At 62.9% G+C, this 22174-nt stretch carries 23 protein-coding genes; 10 read left to right on the forward strand and 13 right to left on the reverse strand.

The window, feature by feature from the left end:
• Position 1 precedes the first annotated feature (1 nt).
• Complete coding sequence (locus HWY05_RS12910) at positions 2-1552, forward strand: sigma-54 dependent transcriptional regulator (RefSeq protein ID WP_176058609.1); 1551 nt, start codon at positions 2-4, stop codon at positions 1550-1552.
• 88 nt (positions 1553-1640) lie between these two features.
• Positions 1641-2141, forward strand: a complete 501-nt coding sequence (locus tag HWY05_RS12915; RefSeq protein ID WP_035547481.1) for a dihydrofolate reductase — start codon at positions 1641-1643, stop codon at positions 2139-2141.
• Positions 2142-2274: 133 nt separating this feature from the next.
• On the opposite strand, the gene pmbA is transcribed toward HWY05_RS12915, so the two are convergent.
• Positions 2275-3645: a metalloprotease PmbA gene (gene pmbA / locus HWY05_RS12920; RefSeq protein WP_035547483.1), complete on the reverse strand. Its 1371-nt coding sequence runs from the start codon at positions 3643-3645 to the stop codon at positions 2275-2277.
• A 312-nt stretch (positions 3646-3957) separates the two neighbouring features.
• On the opposite strand from pmbA, the gene yjgA reads away from it, so the two are divergent.
• Entirely contained in the window at positions 3958-4569 is a 612-nt protein-coding gene (gene yjgA / locus HWY05_RS12925; RefSeq protein WP_035549351.1) for a ribosome biogenesis factor YjgA, read from the forward strand.
• Positions 4547-5233, forward strand: a complete 687-nt coding sequence (mog, locus tag HWY05_RS12930; RefSeq protein WP_244146604.1) for a molybdopterin adenylyltransferase — start codon at positions 4547-4549, stop codon at positions 5231-5233. The genes yjgA and mog overlap by 23 nt, the downstream gene beginning before the upstream one ends.
• Before the next feature lie 175 nt (positions 5234-5408).
• Here mog and orn read toward each other — a convergent pair whose 3' ends face one another.
• The gene (orn, locus tag HWY05_RS12935) at positions 5409-6017 is read right to left on the reverse strand and encodes an oligoribonuclease (protein WP_035547487.1); all 609 of its coding nucleotides are present in this window, start codon (positions 6015-6017) and stop codon (positions 5409-5411) included.
• A gap of 177 nt (positions 6018-6194) precedes the next feature.
• On the opposite strand from orn, the gene HWY05_RS12940 reads away from it, so the two are divergent.
• The 3 genes from HWY05_RS12940 to HWY05_RS12950 are packed head-to-tail and all read left to right on the forward strand — an operon-like array spanning position 6195 to position 8726.
• Positions 6195-7454, forward strand: a complete 1260-nt coding sequence (locus HWY05_RS12940) for a M48 family metallopeptidase (protein ID WP_176058610.1) — start codon at positions 6195-6197, stop codon at positions 7452-7454.
• A complete protein-coding gene (gene rsgA, locus HWY05_RS12945; protein ID WP_176058611.1) occupies positions 7451-8404 on the forward strand; it encodes a ribosome small subunit-dependent GTPase A in 954 nt (317 codons plus the stop codon). Before HWY05_RS12940 ends, rsgA begins: the two co-directional genes overlap by 4 nt.
• Position 8405: 1 nt before the next feature.
• Entirely contained in the window at positions 8406-8726 is a 321-nt protein-coding gene (locus tag HWY05_RS12950) for a DUF2007 domain-containing protein (protein ID WP_176058612.1), read from the forward strand.
• Between the two features lie 98 nt (positions 8727-8824).
• On the opposite strand, the gene HWY05_RS12955 is transcribed toward HWY05_RS12950, so the two are convergent.
• The 6 genes from HWY05_RS12955 to rpsP form a co-directional block, all read right to left on the reverse strand.
• On the reverse strand, positions 8825-9763 hold the full coding sequence (locus HWY05_RS12955; RefSeq protein WP_176058613.1) for a CobD/CbiB family protein: 939 nt from the start codon (positions 9761-9763) through the stop codon (positions 8825-8827).
• Positions 9764-9878: 115 nt separating this feature from the next.
• Positions 9879-10604, reverse strand: a complete 726-nt coding sequence (locus HWY05_RS12960) for a CoA pyrophosphatase (protein WP_035547499.1) — start codon at positions 10602-10604, stop codon at positions 9879-9881.
• A 91-nt stretch (positions 10605-10695) separates the two neighbouring features.
• Positions 10696-11082 (reverse strand): 50S ribosomal protein L19, encoded by a 387-nt coding sequence (gene rplS / locus HWY05_RS12965; RefSeq protein ID WP_035547504.1) that lies wholly within the window; start codon positions 11080-11082, stop codon positions 10696-10698.
• A gap of 157 nt (positions 11083-11239) precedes the next feature.
• Complete coding sequence (gene trmD / locus HWY05_RS12970; protein WP_176058614.1) at positions 11240-12007, reverse strand: tRNA (guanosine(37)-N1)-methyltransferase TrmD; 768 nt, start codon at positions 12005-12007, stop codon at positions 11240-11242.
• A 24-nt stretch (positions 12008-12031) separates the two neighbouring features.
• The gene (rimM, locus tag HWY05_RS12975; RefSeq protein WP_176058615.1) at positions 12032-12757 is read right to left on the reverse strand and encodes a ribosome maturation factor RimM; all 726 of its coding nucleotides are present in this window, start codon (positions 12755-12757) and stop codon (positions 12032-12034) included.
• A gap of 120 nt (positions 12758-12877) precedes the next feature.
• Positions 12878-13132, reverse strand: coding sequence for a 30S ribosomal protein S16 (gene rpsP, locus HWY05_RS12980; RefSeq protein WP_006050280.1), 255 nt, complete (start codon positions 13130-13132; stop codon positions 12878-12880).
• A gap of 172 nt (positions 13133-13304) precedes the next feature.
• On the opposite strand from rpsP, the gene HWY05_RS12985 reads away from it, so the two are divergent.
• Both HWY05_RS12985 and HWY05_RS12990 read left to right on the forward strand, forming a co-directional pair.
• Positions 13305-14501, forward strand: coding sequence for a sorbosone dehydrogenase family protein (locus HWY05_RS12985; protein WP_176058616.1), 1197 nt, complete (start codon positions 13305-13307; stop codon positions 14499-14501).
• Positions 14502-14628: 127 nt separating this feature from the next.
• A complete protein-coding gene (locus tag HWY05_RS12990) occupies positions 14629-15096 on the forward strand; it encodes an NINE protein (RefSeq protein WP_035547513.1) in 468 nt (155 codons plus the stop codon).
• Between the two features lie 23 nt (positions 15097-15119).
• Here the strand turns inward: HWY05_RS12990 and HWY05_RS12995 are convergent, their stop codons facing one another.
• Both HWY05_RS12995 and HWY05_RS13000 read right to left on the reverse strand, forming a co-directional pair.
• Complete coding sequence (locus HWY05_RS12995) at positions 15120-16283, reverse strand: PA0069 family radical SAM protein (protein WP_176058617.1); 1164 nt, start codon at positions 16281-16283, stop codon at positions 15120-15122.
• Between the two features lie 128 nt (positions 16284-16411).
• Complete coding sequence (locus tag HWY05_RS13000; RefSeq protein ID WP_035547518.1) at positions 16412-16900, reverse strand: Lrp/AsnC ligand binding domain-containing protein; 489 nt, start codon at positions 16898-16900, stop codon at positions 16412-16414.
• A 168-nt stretch (positions 16901-17068) separates the two neighbouring features.
• Here HWY05_RS13000 and HWY05_RS13005 point away from each other — a divergent pair, with 168 nt between their 5' ends.
• Positions 17069-18355, forward strand: a complete 1287-nt coding sequence (locus HWY05_RS13005) for a D-amino acid dehydrogenase (RefSeq protein ID WP_176058618.1) — start codon at positions 17069-17071, stop codon at positions 18353-18355.
• A 121-nt stretch (positions 18356-18476) separates the two neighbouring features.
• Here HWY05_RS13005 and HWY05_RS13010 read toward each other — a convergent pair whose 3' ends face one another.
• From HWY05_RS13010 to HWY05_RS13020, 3 genes are all read right to left on the reverse strand, one after another.
• Positions 18477-20267: an acyl-CoA dehydrogenase gene (locus HWY05_RS13010; protein ID WP_176058619.1), complete on the reverse strand. Its 1791-nt coding sequence runs from the start codon at positions 20265-20267 to the stop codon at positions 18477-18479.
• A 103-nt stretch (positions 20268-20370) separates the two neighbouring features.
• Positions 20371-21306: an FAD-binding protein gene (locus HWY05_RS13015; RefSeq protein WP_035547525.1), complete on the reverse strand. Its 936-nt coding sequence runs from the start codon at positions 21304-21306 to the stop codon at positions 20371-20373.
• A gap of 22 nt (positions 21307-21328) precedes the next feature.
• Positions 21329-22078, reverse strand: a complete 750-nt coding sequence (locus HWY05_RS13020; RefSeq protein ID WP_035547528.1) for an electron transfer flavoprotein subunit beta/FixA family protein — start codon at positions 22076-22078, stop codon at positions 21329-21331.
• Between the last annotated feature and the right edge of the window lie 96 nt (positions 22079-22174).

Consider the following 22174-nt stretch of genomic DNA (forward strand, 5'->3'; position numbering starts at 1 on the left):
CGTGCGTGAATCACCTCATCTGACCAGTGTTGCTCCGGTGGCGGGAACGGGTTCGCATCTGACGCTCGCGCTACCGCAAAAGAGCGCGGCGGCCCGCGCCGTGGACACCTTGCCGCACCTGCCGCCGGCGGTGGCCGCGAACGGCGGCGTGGCGGCGGTGGCCCACATACGGACCGAGCGTCTGCTGCTCTATGTGGCGCGCACCCCGGACGAGACCTTGATCGCGCATCTGAAAAGCCGTGGCTGGAACGTCGCGTCGGCACGCTCCGCACATGAACTCGGCAAGCTGGTGAAGCCCGACGTGGCGTGTGCCGGCATCGTCGATCTGGCGAGCTTTCCGCCGCGCGATCTGGCCGGTCTCGAAGCCAGTCTGCGGCAGCAGCAGGTCGGCTGGATCGCGCTCGCCACGCACGAGCGGTTGAACGATCCGGTCGTGCGGCGACTCGTGCGTCACTACTGTTTCGACTTCGTGAAAATGCCGGTGGCGAATGCCTCGGTCGATTATCTGGTCAGCCACGCGTTCGGCATGGTGACGCTGTGCGAACCGGAAATGCCGCCGCCCAGCAGCGAGTCGGGCGATGAGGAAATGGTCGGCACCTGCGAAGCGATGCAGCAACTGTTTCGCACCATCCGCAAGGTGGCGAACACCGACGCGAGCGTGTTTATCTCCGGCGAATCGGGCACCGGCAAGGAGCTCACCGCGCTGGCGATTCACGAGCGCTCGCCGCGCCGCAAAGCGCCGTTCATCGCGATCAATTGCGGCGCGATTCCGCACCACCTGTTGCAGTCGGAACTGTTCGGCTACGAGCGCGGCGCGTTCACCGGCGCCAATCAGCGCAAGATCGGCCGGGTCGAAGCCGCAGACGGCGGCACCCTGCTGCTCGACGAAATCGGCGATCTGCCGCTCGAAAGCCAGGCGAGCCTGCTGCGCTTCCTGCAGGAAGGCAAGATCGAACGCCTCGGCGGCCGCGAATCGATTCCGATCGACGTGCGGATCATTTCCGCGACTCACATCGATCTGGAAGACGCCATGCGCGAAGGGCGTTTCCGGGCCGACCTGTTTCATCGGCTGTGCGTGCTGCGGGTGGACGAACCGCCGTTGCGCGCGCGCGGCAAGGACATCGAAATTCTCGCGCATCACATCCTGCACAAGTTCAAGACCGACAGCGCGCGCAAGATTCGCGGCTTCACGCCGTCGGCGATCGAAGCGCTCTACAACTACACCTGGCCGGGCAACGTGCGCGAGCTGATCAACCGGGTGCGCCGCGCGATCGTGATGGCGGAGAACAAGCTGATTTCCGCCGACGACCTCGATCTCGCTCACTTCACCGAACAGCAGACCATGACGCTATCGCAAGCACGCGAGGCCGCCGAGAAGCGCGCGATCGAAACGGCGTTGCTGCGCCATCGGCATCGCTTGAACGAGGCGGCGGTGGATCTGAATATTTCGCGCGTCACGCTGTACCGGCTGATGGGACTGCATGGCTTGCGCGAATTGAGCGCCGTGGAAGACAAAGCCGTGCTCGCCGGCGAAGACGCCGCGCAGGAGTGACGGCCTGAGCGAGGGGCGGGTCCACACCCGTGGGCCCGCTTCTGCGCGTCAGGTAGAATCGTCCCGGTTACGTTCCCCTTTCCATTCGATGACGACGCTCACCCTGATCGTCGCTCGCGCCAATAACGGCGTGATCGGCCGCGACAACCAGTTGCCCTGGCGACTTCCCGAAGACCTCGCGTTCTTCAAGCGCACCACCATGGGCGCGCCCATCATCATGGGCCGTAAAACGCATGAATCGATCGGCCGGCCGCTGCCGGGACGCCGCAACATTGTCGTGACACGGGACGCCACGCGCCGCTTTCAGGGCTGCGACGCCGCTACGACGCTTGAAGAAGCGCTTGAGCTCGCCGCCCAGGATCAGGCGCCGGAAGCGTTTCTGATCGGCGGCGCGCAGTTGTACGCGGAAGGATTGCGGCAGGCGGACAAGCTGATCATCACCGAGATTTCCGCAGACTTCGAAGGCGACGCCACGTTCCCCGAGCTCGACGACAGCGAGTGGGAAGAAGTCGCGCATGAAACGCATCGCGCGGATGCACCGAATGACTTCGACTACGCGTTCGTGACTTATAAGCGCACGGGCGCTTGAGGCTACTGCGGCCGGACTCAAACGCATTCGAATAAAAAAACGCCACGCAAGAACTTGCGTGGCGTTTTTGTTTCTGCCTGAGGGGGCTGTGCGTTGCTGCGGCTGCGCGCCTCAACGCGCAGCGACAACCCGCTTACTGCCCAGCGATCGTCATCCGTTCGATCAGCACCGAGCCGGTCTGCTTGGTGCCGCGCGTGATCGTATCCGCGCCGATCGCAACGATATGGTGGAACATCTCCTGCAGCGTGCTCGCCACCGTGATTTCCTCAACCGGGTACTGGATCTTGCCGTTCTCGACCCAGAAGCCCGACGCGCCGCGCGAATAATCGCCCGTCACGTAGTTCACGCCCTGCCCCATCAGTTCGGTCAGCAGCAAGCCGGTGCCGAGCTTCTTCAGCATGGCTTCGAAGTCGTCTTCCGGACGCGTGTTGGAACTCTTCAGCGACAGGTTGTGCGAGCCGCCCGCGTTACCGGTGGTTTGCATGCCGAGCTTGCGCGCCGAGTAGGTGGAGAGGAAATAGCCTTCCACCACGCCGTCTTTCACGACAGACCGCTGTTTGGTGCGCACACCTTCTTCGTCGAACGGCGCGCTGCCCATGGCGCGGGCGACATGCGGATCTTCCACCACCTGCACGTGCGGCGCGAACACCGGCTTGCCGAGGCTGTCGACGAGGAACGACGTCTTGCGATACAGCGCGCCGCCGCTGGTGGCCTGCACGAACGCGCCGAGAATACCGGCGGCAAGCGGCGCTTCGAACAGCACCGGCACCTTGCGGGTGTCGAGGCTACGCGCGCCGATGCGCGACAGCGCGCGTTGCGCCGCGTAACGGCCCACCGCTTCCGGATCGGCCAGATCGCCGGCGTTGCGGGTCGACGTGTACCAGTCGTCGCGCTGCATGTTGCGGCCGCTGCCAGCGATCGGTGCGCACGCAACGTAGTGACGCGAGAACGGATAACCCGCGAGGAAACCGCGCGACGTGGCCAGCACGAATTGCGAGTGCTGCGCCGAGACGCTCGCGCCTTCCGAGTTCTTGATCTGCGGATCGGTCGCGAAGGCGGCGTCTTCCGAGCGGCGGGCGATTTCCACTGCTTCGTCCGCGCTCAGATTCCACGGGTGATACAGATCGAGATCGCGCGGCGCGGTTTCGAGCAGCTCCGCTTCGGCGAGGCCGGCGCAATCGTCTTCCGCCGTGAAGCGCGCGATGTTGTACGCCGCCGCGACCGTGTCCTTCAGCGCCTGCGACGAAAAATCCGAGGTGCTCGCGTTGCCGCGCTTGTTGCCGATGAACACCGTCACGCCGACCATCTTGTCGCGGTTGTGCTCGATCGTCTCGACTTCGCCGCGCCGCACGGAGACGGACAGGCCGTCGCCTTCGGAGATCTCGGTCGCCGCGTCGGTACCGCCGAGCGACTTCGCGTGACGAAGGATGTCCGAGGCGATTTCCTTCAGTTCATCCTGGGTATGCGGAAAAAAGCGCTGCTTGACGTCCATGTCTGCTGCCATTGTCGTTGCCGTCCTGTTCGGGGCCGAGCGGCCCTGTGTGTTCGTACTTGCCACGCATGTGCGTCTGCGTCTGCGTCTGTGTCTGCATTTGCGTCTGCATTTGCGTCGTAACGCATCCCGCGATCATAGCAAGGTCCGCGCCGCCGTACCTGGCATTCGCCGGGCGTCACTTCGACGATGCTTTGGCGGGCGCGCAACCGTGCGAAAGCGTACCGTCAAGGTCATGCGCAATCCGCCTCGGCAGGCGTGGCGCGAACGCTCGCGCGCGCCAGGACGGCCGGTTCGACGGGCGCGGCACGCTACAATATCGGTATGACACGCAAAACCCGCATTCAACCCATCGAATCCGCCGAGCCGGAAATCGACGAGAACGGTTACGACCGTCCCAGCAAGTCCCAGCTCAAGCGCGACATGCATGAGCTGCAGGAACTGGGCATGGCGCTGATCGCCTTGCCGAAAGACGCGCTCAAGCGCATGCCGATGCCCGAAAAGCTCGACGATGCCGTGCGCGAAGCGCGCCGCATCACCGATCACGAAGGCAAGCGCCGCCAGGTGCAATACGTCGGGCGCGTGATGCGCTCGCTGCTGGACGACGAAACCGCCGCGCTGCGCACCGCGCTCGACACCTACAACGGCGTCAACAAGGCGGAAACGGCGAAACTTCACTGGATCGAACGCACCCGCGAAAAACTGCTCGCCGACGACGCCGCGCTGACCGAGTTCATCCGCCAGCACCCGAACGCCGATCCGCAGCAGGGACGCACGCTGATCCGCAATGCTCGCAAGGAAGCGCAGCAGAGCAAACCACCGCGTTACTTCCGCGAACTGTTCAAGTGGATCAAGAACGCCGACGGCCCGTCCGCCGCGACCGATTCCGACGCTGACGACGCCTTGGAAGACGATGATGACGACCACGACGAGTAATCGGTCGGACAAGGCGGGACAAGTGGAGCGTGCGACGCGGCAGCATGCGGACGAGATCGTGATCGGCCTCGTGTCGATCAGCGACCGCGCGTCCACTGGCGTCTACGAAGACAAAGGTATTCCGGCGCTGCAGGAATGGCTCGGCGCGGCGCTGAGTTCGCCGTGGCAGATCGTCACGCGCCTGATTCAGGACGACGCGGCCACCATTTCAGCCACGCTGATCGAACTGGTCGACGAAGTGGGCTGCGATCTGGTGCTGACCACCGGCGGCACCGGTCCGTCGCGCCGCGACGTGACACCGGAAGCGACACTCGCGGTCGCCACCAAGGAAATGCCGGGTTTCGGCGAGCAGATGCGGCAGATCAGCCTGAATTTCGTGCCGACGGCGATTCTGTCGCGCCAGGTGGCGGTGATTCGCGAAACGGCGGAGCACGCGGCGCTGATCATCAATCTGCCGGGTCAGCCGAAGTCGATCAAGGAAACGCTGGAAGGTTTGCGCGATGCGGATGCAGGCGGCGGAAGCGGTGCGGTGAAGGTGCCGGGTATTTTTGCCGCGGTGCCGTATTGCATCGATCTGATCGGCGGTCCGTATGTGGAAACCCATTCCGACGTGGTGAAGGCGTTCCGGCCGAAAAACGCGTTGCGGGCGCCGAAGCAAGGGTAAAGGTGGGCCTGGATCCCGCCTCAGCCTTAGGTCGATGCCCGGTTTTGCGCACTCAAGCCGAAGCTTGAGCTTAATCGCGTAGGTCTGAGCCAGTACGAGTCAAGCGCAGTCAACGAACTGCGCCCTCTCCTTCCGGAAGCGGAAGCATGCGCGGGCGCAGCGAAAAGCCCGCCCGTTATTCCCCAGCGCCCGCCGCATCCGCCGACGCCGGAATCAGGAAGTGCTCGCGGTAGTACTTCAGCTCGTCGATCGACTCGTGAATATCGGCCAGCGCCGTATGCATGGCGCGCTTCTGGAAACCCTTGTAGATAGCCGGCTGCCAGCGGCGGCACAATTCCTTCAGCGTGCTGACGTCGAGATTGCGGTAATGGAAGAAGCGCTCCAGATCCGGCATCCAGCGCGCCATGAAGCGGCGATCCTGGCAGATCGAGTTGCCGCACATCGGCGATTTGCCCGGCGGCACATAAGCGCCCAGGAACTCGCGAATCTGCTCGGTGGCGTCGGCTTCGCTGACCGTGGAAGCCTTCACACGGTCGATCAGGCCCGAGCGGCCATGCGTGTTCTGATTCCACTGATCCATCCTGGCGAGCGTCTCGTCGCTCTGATGAATCGCCAGCACCGGACCTTCGACCAGGCGGTCGAGCGTCGAATTCGTCACCACCACCGCGATTTCGATGATGCGGTCGGAATCGGGCTCGAGCCCGGTCATTTCCATGTCCAGCCAGACGAGATTCATGTCGCTACGCACGAGCGGCTGGTCGGTGGATGCGAGGATGTCAGTCATGAAGGGCAACCTTGATGGCCAGACAGACGGCGTGCAACCCGCGCGCCTGCCACGGCGAATGTTCGTTTGAGATTGGTTTGAAGCGTTTGGGCCAGTTTGGCCCGCGTTTGGCCTTATGCCCCGCCGCGAGGCGGGAAGAAACATATAATTCTCGCATAGATACCACGGAATCCCCGGATGCCTACCCTGTACTTCACCGTTCTGTTCGTCGTCGCCGTCGTGGCGATGGTCGGCACCAAACTGTGGCTCGCGTCGCGGCAGATCCGCTTCGTCGCCGGCCATCGCGAGCAGGTGCCGAGCCAGTTTGCCGGCACCATCGCCCTCACCGCGCATCAGCGCGCTGCCGACTACACCGTCGAGCGTACTCGCCTCACCATGATCGAGATCGTCGTCAGCGCCGCCGTGCTGGTCGGCCTCACGCTGCTCGGCGGCGTGCAGGCGCTCGATCTGGCGATCTCCGACTGGCTCGGCCGCAGCTACACCGGCCAGATCGCTTTGGTCGCGGCGGTGATCGCGATCACCAGCGTGATCGATCTGCCGTTCGACTACTACCGGCAGTTCGTGGTCGAACAGCGCTTCGGCTTCAACCGCATGAGCAAGGGCATTTTCTTCGTCGACCGTCTGAAGGGCGTGCTGCTCGGCGCCGCGTTCGGCCTGCCGCTGCTGTTCGTCGTGCTGTGGCTGATGAACCAGGCCGGCAGCCTGTGGTGGCTGTGGACCTGGGTCGTGTGGGTGGCGTTCCAGATGCTCGTGCTGGTGCTGTATCCGTCGTTTATCGCGCCGCTCTTCAACAAGTTCGAACCGCTCAAGGACGAAGCGCTGAAAAGCCGGATCGAAGCGTTGATGCAGCGCTGCGGTTTCGCCGCCAAGGGCCTGTTCGTGATGGACGGCAGCCGCCGCTCCGCGCACGGCAATGCGTACTTCACCGGCTTCGGCGCGGCCAAGCGCATCGTGTTCTTCGACACGCTGCTCGCGCGTCTGTCGGGCAACGAGATCGAAGCCGTGCTCGCGCACGAACTCGGCCACTTCAAGCGCCGTCATGTGATCAAGCGGATGCTCGTCACGTTTGTGATCAGTCTCGCGATGCTCGCCCTGCTAGGCTGGCTCTCCCAATGCGTGTGGTTCTACGAAGGCCTGGGCGTGCGGCCGTCGCTGATCGGCGGCAATAGCGGTCTGGCGCTGGTGCTGTTCTTCCTCGCGCTGCCGGTGTTCCTGTTCTTCGTCACGCCGCTCGGCAGCCTCAGCTCGCGCAAGCACGAGTTCGAAGCGGACGCGTTCGCCGCGACCCAAACCGATGCGCAAGATCTCGTCAACGCGCTCGTCAAGCTGTATGAGGACAACGCGTCGACGCTGACGCCCGATCCGCTCTACACCGCGTTCTATTACTCGCATCCGCCGGCGTCGCAGCGGATCGACCGACTGTTGCGTCACGCATGAGCGGCCGCTCCCCGAAGGCCAAGCAAGCCCCGTCCGCCACGCGCGTAGGCGGCCTCGTGATCGCCGCGCATGGCCGTCACTACCTGGTTGCGCCGGAAGACGGCGGCCCGATGCTCCAGTGCTTCCCGCGCGGCAAGCGCAGCGAAGTCGCGGTGGGCGATCGCGTGCTTTACGAAATGACCTCGGCCGATCAAGGCGTGATCGTCGAGATCGGCGAACGGCGCAATCTGCTGTATCGCTCGGATCAGTACAAGTCGAAACTCTTTGCGGCGAATCTCGATCAACTGCTGATCGTGCTCGCCACCGAACCGCGCTTCAGCGAAGACCTGCTCGGGCGCGCGCTGGTCGCGGCCGAAGCGAACGAGTTGAAGCCGCTGATCGTGCTGAACAAGACCGATGTGACTGCCGAACTCGAGGGCGCGCGCAAGCGGCTCGAATCGTATCGGGCGCTCGACTACACGGTCGTGGAAGTGTCGATCCGGACGCAGCCCGAGGCGGCCCTCGCTGTCTTGACCGAACATCTGCAGGGGCATTCCACCTTGCTGCTCGGCCAGTCCGGCATGGGCAAATCCACGCTGGTGAATCTGCTGATTCCGGACGCCGAAGTCGCCACGCGCGAAATCTCGACCGCGTTGAACAGCGGCCGTCATACCACGACGTTCACGCGGCTTTATCCGTTGCCGGATCTCGGTGGCAGCGGCAAGCGCGGTGTGTTGATCGACTCGCCGGGCTTCCAGGAATTCGGTTTGCATCATCTGACCGAAGGCCGGCTCGAACGTGCGTTCCCCGAGTTCAGGCCGCTGCTGGCGAACTGCCGGTTCTATAACTGCCATCATTTGCAGGAACCGGGCTGCGCGATTCTCGAAGCGGTCGCCGACGGCAGCATCCGCCACGAACGGCATGCGCTGTACGCGCAACTCGTGCACGAAGCCAGTCAGATCGTGCGCTGACATGAGGCTGATGCGCGCGCCGAATCTGATCATCGGACAGCACTGGGTGAATCTGCTCGAGACTGCGGGTATTCGTTGCGAGTTGCACAACCGGTATCTGAACGGCGCGCTCGGGGATATTCCGGCGGATCAGTGCGCGCCTGAATTGTGGCTTGTGGATGAGCGCGACGAAGCGATGGCGCGGCGGTTGATCGAGGCGGCGTCGCGGGGGCCGGCGGTGGGGTCGCCTTCGTGGCGGTGCCATGCGTGCGCTGAAATGCTCGAGGCGCAGTTTACGGTGTGCTGGCAGTGTGGGACGGCGCGGGATCCGTTGGATGGGTGAATGAATGAGTGAATAAAAAAACCGGGCGATTGCCCGGTTTTTTTATGCTCCACGCTCTACGTGACGCTGGAGTCGCCTTGCGTGACCTTGCTTGGGTGTTAAGCCAACCACACCGCGATTGTCAGCATCAACAACAGAATCATCCACAGCACCACCGCACGCCACACCAGCCCCACCGCCGATTGCAACGTGCGCGGCGTGCAGTCGTCGCCGACCTGCATCGGACCGCCGTCACCGGTGGTCAGCGCGTCGAGGCTGGAGGGTTCCGCCAACGGCCCGCTCAACCGCGCGCCCAACGCACCGCTGCCCGCCGCGAGCAAGACGCCGTCGTTAGCATCCGGCCACTGACGCGCATGGTTGCGCCATGCATAAATCGCGTCTTCGAAATTGCCGACAATCGCAAAGCCCAGCGACGTCAGTCGCGCCGGCAACCAGTCGATCACGAAAAACGCACGCTGCGCGAAGCTCGAAAACGCGGCGGTCCGATCGTCGACCGGCCGCGCCCACGTGCGCGCCAGATATTCGGCGATGCGATACAGCACCGCGCCCGCCGGGCCGACCGGAATCAGGAACCAGAAGAACACGCCGAACACGTGACGATGTGACGCCACCACCGCATGAATCAGCGTGTGACGCACGATTTCGCTGACGGGCATGTCCACGGTATCGAGCCCGGTCCATTCATTCAGGATTTCACGCGCGCGCGGCACGTCGTCGTTATTCAACGCGAGGTGGATGTCGGTGAAGTAATGGCTGAACTGCCGGAAGCCGAGCGTGAAGTACAGCACCGCGACGTTCCACAGGAACGCGAGCGCAAAGTGAATGTGATAGAGCACGTAGTAGACGAGCGCGACGGCCAGCGTCCACGGCACCACCACCACGAGCCAGGCGAGCAAGCCATGCCTGGGCTTGCCGGCATCGAATCCGTGCGCCGCCGACTCCGCATGGTATTGAAGCAGCGCGGACACCGGATTGTTCGGCGACAGCGCGCGCACCTGTTCAATGATCAGAGCCAGCAATACGGAGAAAAAAGTCATGCGATGCGCCGTGCTTTTCGAGTTTTTACGATTGATTTATAACGATAGCACAGGGTCGGATGCCACTGAGCGAGGACGTTGACAAACACCCAACAAGTGCACAACCCGCGGCGATTCAAGCCGCAAGAAAGCGATAAAAATTGCGCAGCATGGCCGCCGTCGCGCCCCAGATGAAATGGTGGCCACCAACCGGATTGCCGCTCTCGTCACCCGCCTCCGTCTCCGCCGACGCCGCACGCGGGTACGGCATCGCGAAGAAACGGCGCTCGCCGCCTTCGTAGCGAAAGATACGCTCTTCGTGATTCGCGGGGTCCATCAGAAAAGCGAGCGGCACCTCGAAGACTTCGGCGACTTCGAGCGCATCCGCTTTCAACGCGAACGGCGGATGCACCAGACCAATGACCGGTGTCACGCGAAATCCGGTGCCCGTCAGATAGTCGGGCAACGCACCGAGAATTTCAACACGCGACGGCGCAAGACCCACCTCTTCCTGCGCTTCGCGCAGTGCAGTGGCGGTGGCGTCGGCATCGAAAGGTTCGTGACGGCCGCCCGGGAAACTCACCTGGCCGGCGTGGTCGTTCAGATGGTCGGCACGTTGGGTCAACAACACGGTGAGGCCGTGCTCGCGAACCACTAGCGGCACCAGCACCGCGGCAACACGGGGATCGACGTGCGTATCGCGCCAGGGCGCTTCGATGATCGGCTCGGGCGCCCACGAAAGACGCTGCTCGAACCGTGCGCGCAAACCATCGGGCGTGAGACGCCCGCCGGCCACCGGCGGCAGATCGGCGCCTGTTGCGACAACAGGCAAGGTTTCGGGCTCAAAGACGGGGCGGATCAACGGGTCTCTCGAATAGGCGGAAGGGGACGTGCCGCTATTTTGACCTGGCAAACAAAAAAGCACCCGCGAGGGGTGCTTTTTCTTACAGCATTTACGCTTGGGAAGCAGCGCGGTCTTTCGAGACCAGCTTTTCCTTGATCCGGGCCGACTTGCCCGAACGGTCGCGCAGGTAGTACAGCTTCGCGCGACGCACGTCGCCACGACGCTTCACAACGATGCTTGCCAGCAGCGGCGAGTACGTCTGGAACGTACGCTCGACGCCTTCGCCCGACGAAATCTTACGGACGATGAACGACGAATTCAGACCACGGTTACGCTTGGCGATCACGACGCCTTCGTAAGCCTGAACACGCTTACGCGTACCTTCAACCACGTTCACGCTGACGATCACCGTATCGCCGGGGGCGAATGCGGGGATAGTCTTCTCGCCGAGGGCGCGGCCAATTTCTTCCTGCTCGAGTATTGCAATCAGATTCATCACTGACTCCTAGGTCCATCTTGTCGGCGTTCGTACCTGCTTTGCGCCAAGTTGCCTTGTTACGCTCCGCTACGGCCCCGATAGAGGATGGGTTCACATCTGGCGCCGTACACGCATGTGCGGCGCCGCCTGGTGTCCGCTCGAAAGACCGCAGGCTTTACGCCTTCGACTCTTCCTTCGCGAGACTCGTAAGCCATGCCTCGTCGGCACGGCTCAACATCTTGTTCTTTCTGGCCTTCACGATCAGATCGGGCCGCTTGTTCCGCGTGTTGCGCAACGCTTCACGCCGACGCCACGCCTCGATTTCCGCATGATGGCCGCCGAGCAGCACATCGGGTACACGCGCGCCGTCATATTCTTCGGGACGCGTGTAATGCGGACAATCCAGCAGCACATCGACGAAACTGTCCTGCACCGCCGACTGCGAGTCGTTCAGCACGCCGGGCAACTGACGCACCACGGCATCCATCAACGCCATGGCGGGCAATTCACCGCCAGACAGCACGAAGTCGCCAAGGCTGACCTCTTCGTCGACGACACGGTCGAGCAAACGCTGGTCGATCGCTTCGTAACGGCCGCACAACAGGATCAGACCGGGCTCTGCAGCGAACTGCATGACACGGTCGTGATTCAGCGTAGCGCCTTGCGGTGACATCATCACGACACGCGGAGCGCCAATACCCTGCTCCGCCTGCGCCGCTTTCGCCGCGCCGATCGCGTCTTCGAGCGGTTTGGCCAGCATAACCATGCCGGGTCCACCGCCGTATGGGCGATGGTCGATCGTGCGGTAGTTGTCGGTCGTGAAATCGCGCGGATTCCACGTACGCAACCCGTAGCGCTCCTGCTTGGCCGCCCGGCTGGTGATACCCCAGTCGGTCAGCGCGCGAAACATGTCGGGAAAGAGCGTGACGACATCGAACTGCATCGCTCTCTCCGTTCAGCGAATGATTTAGTAATCAGCTTCCCAGTCGACGGTAATCAGCCTGGCCGTCTGGTCCACTGTTTTGACAAAGACGCCAACGAACGGGATCAAACGCTCGCCGGTAACCGGCTTGCCGCTTTTGTCGGTAGCCGGATATTCGATACGCAACACCGAGTGCGCACCGTTGTCGATCATGTCTGCAACCTTGCCGAGATGGACCCCGGCAACGTTCACCACATCCAGGCCGAGCAGGTCGACCCAGTAGAATTCGTCGGCTTCGAGAGCCGGAAATTCGCTGCGGCTGATATAGATACGCGTACCGCGCATTGCCAGCGCCACGTCACGATCAGCGACGCCACCCAGTTGGGCAACCACACTGTCGCTGTGCGTTTTCGCCTGCAACGACGGCGCCGACTTGCGCTCATGGCCTTGCATCAGCCACCAGCGCTTCGCGCTCAGCAAAGCGTCGCCGCCATGCCCGGCATCCGCGTGAGCGGCTACCTTGACCCAGCCTTTAAGGCCGTAAGCATCGACGATTTTGCCGACCTCGACCAAATCGGCCGGCCAGCTTTCCGCCGTTTCCGGGCGCATTTCTGCAGCACCAGAAGCAACGGGTACGACATCGGCTTTCGCCTTGCCCTCGGCTTTTTCGACCGGCTTGCGGACGAATGCACCGAACGGCGCCTGATCAGACGTCTTGGCGCGCGAAGTGGCCTTGGCGCGACCTGAACTGCCGGAATCACGCTCAGACATGATTGAACCTCGCTGCTAACTTCGACGCCTGTTTCAGCAAAACACTTTGCGCATCGGACTGCTCACGCAGACTGCGCGAGCCGCCGGCCGAACCGACGACGACACACATGCTAGCTACCATTAAGCAGCCGGCTGCGCCTTTTGCGCTTCTTTCACGAGACGCTCGACGGTCGGCGACAGTTGCGCGCCAACACCTTGCCAGTACGTCAGGCGATCTTGAGCGATACGCAGCGACTCACCCTTCGTAGCGACCGGGTTGTAGAAACCAACGCGTTCGATGAAGCGGCCGTCACGACGGTTACGCGAATCGGTTGCGACGATGTTGTAGAACGGGCGCTTCTTGGAGCCGCCACGAGCCAAGCGGATGATGACCATACTAGAATCCTTGAAAACCGGGGTTCGGAACGACTGAAACACGCGATTATAGCGGGAAACCGACGCCATAACAAACACTTACGGGGATAAACTGAGGAACGAGGTTGCGCCGCCCATCCTGAAACGGGCCTCGGACCCCGCCGAAACGCCCGAATTACCTGACGGAGCGCCTGTGAAACTCCTGCCGCCGATTGCGTTTTTGCCCGCCTTTTTTGCCGTTCGCGTGTGGTTTGCCGGTTTGCTGGCGCGCGCCTTACGTTGTCGAAGCACCGTGCACGCCGTTGCGGGCGTGTTGCTCGCTGGACAGACCCTCGGCGCCCTCGCCGCGTTGCCGGTCGAACGGATAAAACTGCCGCCGGGCTTCCGCATCGAGGTGCTGTCGGACGCGGTGCCCAGCGCGCGGGCCATGGCGTTCTCGCCGCAAGGCGTTCTCTATATAGGCAGCCTCGACGGTCACGTCTACGCGCTCGAATTGCAGAATGGCCACGTGACAGCCCGGCATGTCATCGCTTCGGGCCTGGAAATGCCGGCGGGCGTGGCCTGGCGGGACGGTGCGCTGTATGTGTCCGCGGTGTCGAAAATCTTGCGCTACGACGCGATCGACAGTCATCTGAACGATCCGCCCAAGCCGGTGGTGATTACCGACTCCCTGCCTACGGAAACGCATCACGGCTGGAAATTCATCGCGTTCGGCCCGGACGGCAAGCTGTATGTACCGCAGGGCGCGCCCTGCAATGTGTGCCTGAAGGATCGCGACCGGTACGGGTTGATCGGCCGGATGGACCCGGACGGCAGCCATTACGAGGTCATCGCGCGCGGCATCCGCAATTCGGTCGGTTTCGCATGGCATCCGGCGACGCATGAACTGTGGTTCACCGACAACGGTCGCGACCTGTTGGGCGACGACGTCCCGGACGACAAGCTGAACCGCGCGCCGCGAGTCGGCATGGACTTCGGCTTTCCTTACTGCCATGGCGGCGACACACCCGATCCCGAATTCGGCAAGGACCATCCGTGCAGCGCGTTCACCCCGCCGGTGGTCAAACTAGGCGCTCACGTCGCCTCGCTCGGCATGCGCTTTTATAACGGTTCGATGTTTCCCGCCGCGTATCGGGACAATATTTTCATTGCCGAGCACGGTTCGTGGAATCGCAGCAGGAAGGTCGGTTACCGCGTTGTGCGGGTGATCACCGACCCGGACGGCCGCAACGCTCACCAGGAAGTCTTTGCCGAAGGCTGGCTGCAGCCCGGCGAAGCGGTCTGGGGCCGCCCGGCCGACGTGTTGCCGATGCCCGACGGCTCGCTTCTGATCAGCGACGATTACGCCGGCGCGGTCTATCGCGTGATTTATTCAGGGCCGGCGTCCTGAAACGTGCGCCGCCACCGGGCGGGCGTAGAATGCGCGTCGGTCTGCGCCCTTCGGCGCGCCGCATCTTTCGACCGCCTGCTACTGCACGCTACTGCTCGCTACCGTCCGCCACTCTAACCTCGCCTACATGTCCACCCTTGCTTCGGCTTCCCCGCGCTTCAGATCCAAGACGATTACCGCCGCGCTGGCCTTCTTCTTCGGCAGTCTCGGCGCCCACCGCTTCTATCTTTACGGCACGCGCGACATTTACGGCTGGGCGCACCTGATCGGCACGCTGATCGGCATTCCGGGCGCCATGCTGGTGGTAGCCAGCGAGCGGGCCTCGATGCTCGGTTGGGTACTGGCATTTTTCGGCGCCGTTTCGCTGCTCTCCGCGTTTCTCGCCGCGATCGTCTACGGGCTGCGGCCGGATGAAAAGTGGGACGCGCAATTCAATGCGCAAACCCAGCGCCAAAGCCGCTCCGGTTGGACGGTGATCTTTATCGTGATCTTTTCGCTATTGATCGGCGCATTTTTGCTGATGACCGGTCTCGCCATCTCTTTCCAGACCTATTTCGAAGGTCAGGTGCAAGCGGCCAAGGCGCTGTCCCAGTAACCACCCTTCGGTTGCGCGCGGCGCTAAAAAAGATCCAGTTGAGGATTGGCCCGCGCTGGCGGCTCGGCCCGCGTCGGCGTGACCTGCCGGAAGTGCGACATATCCAGAATGCCGTGATCGCGCCGGTTTAATCCCAGGCGGCGCACGGCCTTATGGAATCGCTGCTTGAGCAGGTCCGCCCACAAACCTTCGCCCTTCATGCGAGTGGCGAAATTCGCGTCGTAATCCTTGCCGCCGCGCATATCGCGCACTCGACTCATAACCCTGTCCGCGCGATCGGGGAAATGCGCCGCGAGCCAGTCTTTAAATAGCGGCGCGACCTCCCACGGCAGACGCAACACGATATAGCTCGCGTTGCTTGCGCCCGCTTCCGCACAGGCCTCCAGCACACGCTCCATGTCCGGCTCCGTGACGAACGGAATGACCGGCGCAATGCTCACGCCGACCGGAATCCCCGCCTCGCTCAACGTGCGGATGGCGCGCAGCCGCCGCGACGGCGTGGCCGCGCGAGGTTCGAGCGTGCGCGCGATCTCCGAGTCCAGCGTGGTGATGGTAATAGCGGCCATGAATTGACCGCGCGCCGCCATGGGCGCAAGCAGATCGATATCGCGTTCGATCAGCGACGATTTGGTGATCGCCGCGAACGGATGGTTGCGCTCGCTCAGCACCTCGATAACCCGGCGCGTGATGCGCAAGTCACGCTCGACGGGCTGCCACGCGTCGGTATTCACGCCGAGCGCGATCGGCTCCGGCACGTAAGACTTCTTCGACAATTCCCGTTCGAGCAGTTCCGGCGCGTTGATCTTCGCGTAGATCCGGCTCTCGAAATCGAGCCCCGGCGACAAACCCAAATAACTATGCGTAGGCCGCGCGAAACAGTAGATGCAGCCATGCTCGCAACCGCGATACGGGTTCAGCGACACGCTGAACGGAATATCCGGCGACGCATTGCGTGTGAGGATGGTTTTAGCCCGCTCCTCGAACACCTGCGTGCGCAAGACTTTGAGCTCGCCTTCGTCGTCTTCTTCCGGGACCGAAACCGCTAGCCAGCCGTCGTCGACCGCTTCGCGCTGGTCGACTTCGTAGCGGCCTTGCAGATTCGTCACCGCGCCGCGCCCTTTGCGGGGCGTCGGTGGGGCGACCGGAAATTCAGGAACGGAGTCGAAGTCGGGATCGGATTGGGTCACGGCTGAAGAGCACGCAGAACGCAGGGCGGGTCAAAACAAAAAAAGGCGCAAAACACCTGTATAAATATACAGTGTTTACGCCGTTTGTCGAGTCCCGCCAAGCCGTGAAGCACCGCCTAAACCGCCGGCTAATCCCCCACCGCGATCGTCAGTGTTTCCTTGATCTCTTCCATCACCACGTAGCTCTTCGACTGCACGGCGCCGGGCAACTGCAACAGGATGTCCCCCAGCAGTTTCCGGTAATCGGCCATCTCGCCGATACGCGCCTTGATCAGATAGTCGAAATCGCCCGACACCAGATGGCACTCCAGCACCTCGGGGATCTTCTGCACCTCGCGGCGGAACTGGTCGAACATGTTGCCGCTTTTGTGATCCAGCGTGATCTCGACGAACACCAACAGCGCCGCGCCCAGTTCAGCCGGATTCACGCGCGCGTGATAGCCGGTGATCACGCCGTCGCGCTCCATCCGCTTGACCCGCTCGATGCAAGGCGTGACCGACAGTCCAACCTGCTCGGCGAGGTCTTTCATGGCCATCCGGCCGTCCTGTTGCAGCAGGCGCAGGATCTTGTGATCGAGTTTGTCGAGGGACCGGACCGGTTGGCGCTGTGTACGCATGGTGTATTTGCTGAAAATCTTGAAAATACAATAACAAAACCTACCTGACTGTTAATAGTATAGCGGTTAACACTGGGCGACTCGCGTTGCACCTCGTGAATCGAATGAATGCCAACGAATCGACGCACGCGGCACCCATCCAACCTCTATTGAACAGTCGGAGCAGTTATGCGAGTCGTCGTTTTGGGCAGTGGCGTCGTCGGGGTGACGAGCGCGTATTACCTGGCGCGCGCGGGTCACGAAGTGACCGTGATCGATCGCGAAGCCGGCCCGGCGCTCGAAACCAGCTTTGCCAACGCCGGCCAGATCTCGCCGGGCTACGCGTCGCCGTGGGCCGCGCCGGGCGTGCCGCTGAAGGCCGTCAAGTGGATGTTCCAGAAGCACGCGCCGCTGGCGATCCGCCTCGACGGCACGCAATTCCAGTTGCAATGGATGTGGCAGATGCTGCAGAACTGCACGTCGTCGCGTTATGCGGTGAACAAGGGCCGCATGGTGCGCCTCGCCGAATACAGCCGCGACTGCCTGCAGGCGCTGCGCGCCGAAACAGGCATTCAGTACGAAGGCCGCACCGGCGGCACGCTGCAGGTGTTCCGTACGCAGCAGCAGTTCGACGGCGCCGCGAAAGACATCGCCGTGCTGCAGGAAGCCAACGTGCCGTATGAACTGCTGTCGGCGGCCGAACTCGCGCAAGCCGAGCCGGCGCTCGCCGCCGTGTCGCACAAACTGACCGGCGGCCTGCGCCTGCCGGGCGACGAAACCGGCGACTGCCAGATGTTCACCACGCGCCTCGCCGCGCTGGCCGAGCAACTGGGCGTCAAATTCCGCTACAACACGCCGATCGACGCACTCGCCATGGCGGGCGACCGCATTGCCGGCGTGCAATGCGGCAGTGAACTGGTGCGCGCGGATTCGTTCGTCGTCGCGCTGGGTTCGTACTCGACCAAATTCCTGTCCGGCCTCGTGAAGATTCCGGTCTACCCGCTCAAGGGTTATTCGATCACCGCGCCGATCGTCAACGCAGCGGCTGCGCCGATCTCCACCGTGCTCGACGAAACCTACAAGATCGCGATCACGCGTTTCGACGACCGGATTCGCGTGGGCGGCATGGCCGAGATCGTCGGCTTCGACAAATCGCTGCGTCAGGCGCGTCGCGAAACGCTGGAACTGTGCGTGAACGATCTGTTCCCGGGCGGCGGCGACACGTCGAAGGCAAGCTTCTGGACCGGCCTGCGCCCCATGACGCCGGACGGCACGCCGATCGTCGGCCGTACGCCGGTGCCGAATCTGTTCCTGAACACGGGTCACGGCACGCTGGGCTGGACCATGTCGTGCGGCTCGGGCCAGTTGCTGGCCGACGTGATGTCGGGTAAGCAACCGGTCATCAAGGCGGACGATCTGTCGGTGCATCGCTATCTGGGCGAGACCGCCGGTGCGCATCGTCCGGCTTATGCCTAAGGTTTAACCACGCTTCGCGAGAGCGGTTGCGCTGGCGGGTCGTTGGACTTTGCCTGCGCGAAAAAAAGCGCCCCTCGGGGCGCTTTTTTCATGCCGACGCGTTATGCGTTGTCAAACCACGTCAGAACTGATCGTCCGACAAAGCCAGCACGCTCTCGCCGCCCTTCGCGCTGACAATCGACGCCTCGAACGCCGACGCCAGCGGCAACACATGCTCCGCGTAGAACTGCGCGGTCGCGATCTTCGCACCGTAAAACGCCGGATCTTCGTCGCGCTTCTGAGTGGCCGCCAGCAACGCACGCGCCATCTGCCAGCCGCCCAGCACCACGCCCGCCAGTTTCAGATACGGCACGCTGCCGGCAAACACCGCGTTCGGATCGGCCTTGGTATTGGCCAGCACGTAGTCCACCGCCGAGCTCAACGCGTCGTGGCCTTGCGCCAGATACTTCTTCATCGAGTCGAACGCCGGGCCCTGTTGCGCGCCGAGCGCTTCGACCGTGCGCGCCACGTCGGCGAGCAGCGACTTCGCAACCTTGCCGCCGTCGCGCAGGGTTTTGCGGCCGATCAGGTCGTTCGCCTGAATCGCGGTCGTGCCTTCGTAGATCGGCAGAATGCGCGCGTCGCGGTAGTACTGCGCCGCGCCGGTTTCTTCGATAAAGCCCATGCCGCCATGCACCTGCACGCCGAGGCTCGTCACGTCGATGGAAAGCTCCGTGCTCCAGCCCTTCACGATCGGCACGAGGAATTCGTAAATCGCCTGATGCTCGGCACGCGTCGCTTCGTCAGGATGACGATGCGCGATGTCGCAATGCCCTGCCGCCACATAAGCCAGCGCGCGCGAGGCTTCGGTGAGGCCGCGCATCGTCGCGAGCATGCGGCGCACGTCCGGATGCTGGATGATCGCGACCGACTGCTTCGCGGAGCCATCCACCGGACGGCTCTGCACGCGATCTTTCGCATACGCGACCGCCTTCTGATACGCGCGATCCGACACGCCCACGCCCTGCATGCCAACCGCGAAACGCGCCGCGTTCATCATGATGAACATGTACTCGAGGCCGCGATTTTCTTCGCCGATCAGATGCCCGATCGCGCCGCCGTGATCGCCGAATTGCAGCACCGCGGTCGGGCTCGCCTTGATGCCGAGCTTGTGTTCGATCGACACACAATGCACGTCGTTGCGCTCGCCGAGCGAACCGTCTTCATTGACGAGAAACTTCGGCACGATAAAGAGCGAGATACCCTTCACGCCTTCCGGCGCATTTGGCGTGCGCGCCAGCACGAGATGGGCGATGTTCTTCGCCATATCGTGCTCGCCCCACGTGATGAAAATCTTCGTGCCGAACACCTTGAAAGAACCGTCGCCCTGCGGCTCGGCGCGCGTGCGCACGAGCGCCAGGTCGGAACCGGCTTGCGGCTCGGTCAGGTTCATCGTGCCGGTCCATTCGCCGGAAATCAGCTTGGGCACGTAGGTTTGTTTTTGCGCTTCGGTGCCGGCGGTGAGCAGCGCTTCGATCGCGCCGTCGGTCAGCAGCGGGCAGAGCGCGAACGACAGATTCGACGCATTGAGCATCTCGATGCAAGGCGTGGCGATCAGCTTCGGCAGCCCCTGGCCTTCGTATTCAACCGGATGCTGCAAACCTTGCCAGCCGCCTTCTCCGAACTGGCGAAACGCCTCCTTGAAGCCGGGCGTCGCGGTGACCACGCCGTCTTTCCAGCTGCTCGGATTGCGATCGCCTTCGACGTTCAGCGGCGCCAGCACTTCGCCGCACAGTTTCGCCGACTCGTCGAGCACGGCCTGGGCCGTCTCGAAGTTAGCGTCTTCGAAGCCCGGCAGCGTCGCGATTTCGTCGAGACCGGCCAGTTCTTTCATCACGAACAGCATGTCCTTGATGGGCGCCGTATAGCTCATTTCAGTTCTCCTCCTGTCTTCGATATAAAAAGGGCGCTGGACTTGATCGGTCCCGCGCCCTTCGCTGTTGCTGCCAGACGCCTTGCAGACGGCGCTGCGGCGTTTAGCCGAGTTCGCTCACGAGCTCCGGCACGACCGTGAACAGATCGCCCACCAGACCGTAATCGGCGACGCTGAAAATCGGCGCTTCCGGGTCTTTGTTGATCGCGACGATGACCTTCGAGTCTTTCATGCCGGCCAGATGCTGGATCGCACCCGAGATGCCGACCGCCACGTACAGTTGCGGCGCGACGATCTTGCCGGTCTGGCCGACCTGATAGTCGTTCGGCACGAAGCCCGCGTCGACCGCTGCGCGCGATGCGCCGAGCGCTGCGTTCAGCTTGTCGGCCAGCGGTTCGAGCACCTTGGTGTAGTTCTCGCCGTTGCCCAGACCGCGGCCACCCGAGACAATGATCTTCGCCGACGTCAGTTCCGGACGGTCCAGCTTCGTCACTTCACGGCTCACGAACTGCGAGATGCCGCTGTCTGCCGCTGCGTCGATCTTCTCGACCGCTGCGCTGCCGCCTTCGGCTGCGACCGGATCGAAACCGGTCGAGCGCACCGTGACGACCTTGATCGGGTCAGCCGATTGCACCGTGGCGATCGCGTTGCCGGCGTAGATCGGGCGCTCGAACGTGTCGGCCGAGTCAACTGCCGTGATGTCGCTGATCTGCGCGACGTCGAGCTTTGCGGCGATACGCGGCGCAACGTTCTTGCCGTACGCGGTGGCGGGCGCCAGGATGTGCGTGTAGTTCTTCGCGATGGTCAGCACCGTCGCTTCGACGTTTTCCGCGAGACCCGCTTCGAGTTGCGGTGCGTCGGCGAGCAGCACTTTGCTGACGCCAGCGATCTTCGCTGCCGCATCCGCTGCTGCTTGCGCGTTGTGACCCGCCACCAGCACGTGAATATCACCGCCGATCTTCTGCGCGGCGGCAATCGTGTTCAGCGTCGCGGCTTTAATCGACGCGCCGTCGTGTTCTGCAATAACCAGATTCGTCATTTCGTCTGTCTCCGCGTTTCTCTTAAAGCACCTTGGCTTCAGTCTTCAGCTTCTCGACCAGCGTCTTCACGTCCGGCACCTTCACACCGGCAGAACGCTTGGGCGGCTCGACGACTTTCAGCGTCTTCAGGCGCGGCGACACATCAACGCCGAGGTCTTCCGGCTTGATCGTTTCCAGCGGCTTTTTCTTCGCCTTCATGATGTTCGGCAGCGTCACGTAGCGCGGCTCGTTCAGGCGCAGGTCGGTCGTGATCACGGCCGGCAGCGTCAGCGATAGCGTTTCCGCGCCGCCATCCACTTCGCGCGACACCGTTGCCTTACCGTCAGCCACGACCACCTTCGACGCGAACGTTGCTTGCGGCAGATTCGCCAGCGCAGCCAGCATCTGGCCGGTCTGGTTCGAATCGTCGTCGATAGCCTGCTTGCCGAGGATGACCAGCTGCGGCTGTTCCTTGTCGACCAGCGCCTTCAGCAGCTTGGCGACCGCCAGCGGCTGCAGTTCTTCGTTCGACTCGATCAGGATCGCGCGGTCCGCGCCGATCGCCAGCGCCGTACGCAGCGTTTCCTGCGATTGCGTCACGCCGCACGACACGGCGATCACTTCCGTCGCCACGCCCGCTTCGCGCAGACGCACGGCTTCTTCCACCGCGATTTCGTCGAACGGATTCATCGACATCTTCACGTTCGCGATGTCGACACCCGTGCCGTCCGATTTGACTCGAACTTTCACGTTGTAATCGACCACTCTCTTCACTGGCACCAGGATTTTCATGCACACGCTCCAAAGTTACGAATACGTCAACCCAGCGAACATTATAGCGACTGCCCTTACGGCAGCCGCGTCGCGGGCGCTCTAGCAGGAGGATAT

Origin of the sequence: Paraburkholderia sp. BCC1876, assembly GCF_902833695.1 — a bacterium.
Lineage (GTDB): Bacteria > Pseudomonadota > Gammaproteobacteria > Burkholderiales > Burkholderiaceae > Paraburkholderia.

Excerpts from the sequence above, each read along its gene's own strand:
- HWY05_RS13020 (WP_035547528.1), bottom strand. The coding sequence starts at position 22,078 with ATGAAAATCCTGGTGCCAGTGAAGAGAGTGGTCGATTACAACGTGAAA.
- HWY05_RS12990 (WP_035547513.1), top strand. The coding sequence starts at position 14,629 with ATGTCCACCCTTGCTTCGGCTTCCCCGCGCTTCAGATCCAAGACGATT.
- trmD (WP_176058614.1), bottom strand. The coding sequence starts at position 12,007 with ATGCAGTTCGATGTCGTCACGCTCTTTCCCGACATGTTTCGCGCGCTG.
- HWY05_RS13010 (WP_176058619.1), bottom strand. The coding sequence starts at position 20,267 with ATGAGCTATACGGCGCCCATCAAGGACATGCTGTTCGTGATGAAAGAA.
- rpsP (WP_006050280.1), bottom strand. The coding sequence starts at position 13,132 with ATGGTCATCATCCGCTTGGCTCGTGGCGGCTCCAAGAAGCGCCCGTTC.
- HWY05_RS13015 (WP_035547525.1), bottom strand. The coding sequence starts at position 21,306 with ATGACGAATCTGGTTATTGCAGAACACGACGGCGCGTCGATTAAAGCC.
- rsgA (WP_176058611.1), top strand. The coding sequence starts at position 7,451 with ATGAGCGGCCGCTCCCCGAAGGCCAAGCAAGCCCCGTCCGCCACGCGC.
- HWY05_RS12915 (WP_035547481.1), top strand. The coding sequence starts at position 1,641 with ATGACGACGCTCACCCTGATCGTCGCTCGCGCCAATAACGGCGTGATC.
- mog (WP_244146604.1), top strand. The coding sequence starts at position 4,547 with ATGATGACGACCACGACGAGTAATCGGTCGGACAAGGCGGGACAAGTG.
- HWY05_RS12940 (WP_176058610.1), top strand. The coding sequence starts at position 6,195 with ATGCCTACCCTGTACTTCACCGTTCTGTTCGTCGTCGCCGTCGTGGCG.
- rplS (WP_035547504.1), bottom strand. The coding sequence starts at position 11,082 with ATGAATCTGATTGCAATACTCGAGCAGGAAGAAATTGGCCGCGCCCTC.
- orn (WP_035547487.1), bottom strand. The coding sequence starts at position 6,017 with ATGACTGACATCCTCGCATCCACCGACCAGCCGCTCGTGCGTAGCGAC.
- HWY05_RS12950 (WP_176058612.1), top strand. The coding sequence starts at position 8,406 with ATGAGGCTGATGCGCGCGCCGAATCTGATCATCGGACAGCACTGGGTG.
- HWY05_RS13000 (WP_035547518.1), bottom strand. The coding sequence starts at position 16,900 with ATGCGTACACAGCGCCAACCGGTCCGGTCCCTCGACAAACTCGATCAC.
- yjgA (WP_035549351.1), top strand. The coding sequence starts at position 3,958 with ATGACACGCAAAACCCGCATTCAACCCATCGAATCCGCCGAGCCGGAA.
- HWY05_RS12955 (WP_176058613.1), bottom strand. The coding sequence starts at position 9,763 with ATGACTTTTTTCTCCGTATTGCTGGCTCTGATCATTGAACAGGTGCGC.
- pmbA (WP_035547483.1), bottom strand. The coding sequence starts at position 3,645 with ATGGCAGCAGACATGGACGTCAAGCAGCGCTTTTTTCCGCATACCCAG.
- HWY05_RS13005 (WP_176058618.1), top strand. The coding sequence starts at position 17,069 with ATGCGAGTCGTCGTTTTGGGCAGTGGCGTCGTCGGGGTGACGAGCGCG.
- rimM (WP_176058615.1), bottom strand. The coding sequence starts at position 12,757 with ATGTCTGAGCGTGATTCCGGCAGTTCAGGTCGCGCCAAGGCCACTTCG.